The 2,979-nt window shown below is 74.6% G+C and carries 2 protein-coding genes; both read right to left on the bottom strand.

Annotated elements, in window-relative coordinates; genetic code table 11:
• A partial coding sequence (locus ACWJ6R_RS33650; RefSeq protein WP_449066086.1) for an ABC transporter occupies positions 1-1,875 on the bottom strand: 1,875 nt, incomplete at its 3' end.
• Between the two features lie 262 nt (positions 1,876-2,137).
• Positions 2,138-2,842 carry a response regulator transcription factor gene (locus ACWJ6R_RS33645; protein WP_449066085.1) on the bottom strand — a complete coding sequence of 235 codons (705 nt, stop codon included), beginning with the start codon at positions 2,840-2,842 and terminating at the stop codon, positions 2,138-2,140.
• Positions 2,843-2,979 lie beyond the last annotated feature (137 nt).

The raw sequence follows: 2,979 nt of genomic DNA, 5'->3' as shown, positions 1-2,979 counted from the left end.
GCGACCGCTCCGGCGTCCAGCCGCCCGCCGGCCAGTCCGGCGGCCTGGGCCAGGGCCGTCAGCCGGTCGTCCAGGGAGGGTCCGCTCCCGCGGGCCGTGCGTCTGAGCAGCTTCACCGGTCACCCGCCCTCTTCCCGGCCGCGGCGGGGTCCCGCCGGGGATCTCCCGCCGGTGCTCCCGTACGGCCTCCGCCGCCGCGCGCAGCGCCGGGGCGCTCCCCTCGGGCGGCCGGACGGCGTCGAGGAGACCGGTGAAGCGGGCCTCCTCCCGGGCGAGGATGTCCTCGACCCGGGCGCGCAGGTCCTCCCGGGCCCGCAGGGTCAGGGTGCGCACGGCCTGGTCCCCGAAGACGGCCTCCAGGAGCTTCTGACTGAGCACGCTGGTGCCTCCGGCGATGCCGACCTCGATCCCGGTCAGCCCCCCGGTGGAGGCGAAGACCGCGATCATGAGCAGCAGTCCGGCCCCGTTGACCCCGTAGGAGGCGATCCTGGCGGTGGTCCGCTTCTCCGCGCCCTCCTGCCGGACCAGGTCCAGCACGTACCCCTGCCAGCCCCGGACCGCCTCCTCGGCGGAGCGGCGCAGTTCCGGAGAGGAGCGGCCCAGGCGCCCGGCCTCGACGGCTCCGGCCCGCTCCAGCAGCGCGCGGCCCGCCCCCTTGGCCGCCCACGACTCCAGCGCGCGCTCGGCGGCGCTGTCGGACGACGCCCGGATCAGCGCCTCCACCCCGCTCTCCAGCGCGACCCGCAGCTCGCTCTCCGGGGCGGGCCGGCCGGTGAACAGCGCGACGACGCGGTCCCGCAGCCATCCCACCCGGCTCTCCAGGGAGCGCATCAGGTCGCCGGTGCCGATGAAGTCCTGCCAGCGGGCGAGCACCTCGCCCCGGAGCAGCGTGCCGTCCAGCATGCCCTCCTCGAAGCGGGCCATGCCCTCGGCGTAGGCCGCGTCGGTCGCCGCCCGGAGCTCGGCGTCCGCGGCGTGCTGGCGGTCCACCGCGTCGGCGAGCGCGGGAACGCGGACGGCGAGGCTCTCCAGCGCGCCGGAGAGGGTCTGGCGCACCACCTCGGCCCGGGAGGCCGCGTCGGCCGCGATGCCGTCCAGCCACTCGGTGACCGGCCGGACCGTCTCGCGCGGCAGCCGGGCGTTCTCCTCGGGCAGCGGCAGCTCCGGCACCTCGAACAGCCGGGTCCCGCCCAGCCCGTTGGCCTCCAGCAGCCGCTCCAGGTCGCCCGCGACCACGCCGAGCGCCTCCGGCGGGACGCGGGACAGGATCACGGCCAGCGCCGTGCTCCGCTCCCGGGCCGCGCGCAGGAACCCCCACGGCACCTCGTCGGCGTAGCGGGCGGCGGTGGTGGTGAACAGCCACAGGTCGGCGGCGGCGAGCAGTTGGGCGGCCAGCTCGCGGTTGGCCGTGACGACCGAGTCGATGTCGGGCGCGTCGAGCAGGGCCAGGCCGGGCGGGACCGCCTCCGCCACGACCACCCGGAGCGTGCCCGGATCGCCGGAGCCGCTCCCGGTCACCCGGGGCAGGCCGGGCAGGATGTGCCGGCCGGCGAACCAGTCCCGGTCGGCGGGGGCGGTCACCAGCGTGGGCGCCAGGGTGGTGGGGCGGAGCACACCGGGTTCGGAGACGTCCGCGCCGACCAGGGAGTTCACCAGGGTGGACTTGCCCGCCCCGGTGGATCCGCCGACGACGGCCAGCAGCGGGGCGTCGATCGCGCTCAGGCGCGGGATCAGGTAGTCGTCGAGCTGGCCGGTCAGCTCCCGCAGCGCCCGCCGGTCGGCCGCCGCGTCCCCGGCCGCCAGGGGGAACAGCTCATGGTCGAGGTGGCGCCGGAGTTCCCGGAGCGCTCCCAGCAGACCGTCGCTTTCCTTCATAGAACGGGTCATTCCCGAGGAAAGAGCCCCTAGACGCGAATGGGCCCCACCGCTCTACCGGGTCACGGGGGCGAACCCGGTGGAGCGATGGGGCCTGTCTCCCGGCTCCGGCCCGCGGGCCTTGGACCGGGCTCATCTCCCCCGCAGCTGGAGACGATCCCGAACCCGCCGCCGTTCCGGGAGGGACTGGGGTCACGCACCGCCCATTGGAACCCATCAAACTCAGGGCCAGGTCAGGCGGAGCTGAATACTAGCTGAAGGTTCAATCATTCTGCGGCGGGCGGAGGACGTAGCCCACCCCGCGCAGGGTGCAGATGAGCCGCGGCTCCACCGTGTCGACCTTCCGCCGCAGGTAGGAGACATAGGACTCGACCACCCCGGCGTCACCGCCGAAGTCGTAGTTCCACACGTGGTCCAGGATCTGCGCCTTGGACAGCACCCGGCCGGTGTTGACCATGAGGTAGTGCAGCAGCTTGAACTCCGTCGGCGAGAGCCGCACGGCCCGCCCCGCCTTCCAGACCTGGTGGGCCTCCTCGTCCAGCTCCAGGTCGGCGACCTTGAGCCGGGCCGGGAGGTCGAGGTCCCCCCGGGTACGGCGGAGCACGGCCCGGATGCGCGCCAGGACCTCCTCCAGGCTGAACGGCTTGGTCACGTAGTCGTCGGCCAGCCGCAGCCCCGTGACCTTGTCGTCGACGCCGTCCCGGGCGGTGAGGAAGAGCACGGGCATCTGGCCGCCCATCTCCCGCAGCCGACCGGCCACCGCGAAGCCGTCCATGTCGGGCAGCATCACATCGAGCACCACCAGGTCGGGGCGGATCCGCTGGGCGAACTGCACCGCCTCCCCGCCGTCCGCCGCGGTCACGACCTCGAAGCCGGACATGCGCAGGCTCGCGGAGAGCAGTTCCCTGATGTTCGGCTCGTCGTCCACCACCAGCAGGCGGGCCTCAACTCTGTCCAGCACGACCACGAGGCTCGCTCACCTGCCTGGAGAGCCGCTCCGCGGCCGCTGAACGTTTGCTGAGAACCCGCCCGGCGGCCGCGGAGACCCCCGCTCACCGGGTGCTCGGCGACGCGGCCGAGGGCCCGCACGCCGGGCCCGCACGT

It is taken from the genome of Planomonospora algeriensis (assembly GCF_977012225.1).
The sequence above is the reverse complement of the archived record's forward strand: the minus strand, read 5'-3'. Positions and strand labels throughout refer to the sequence as shown.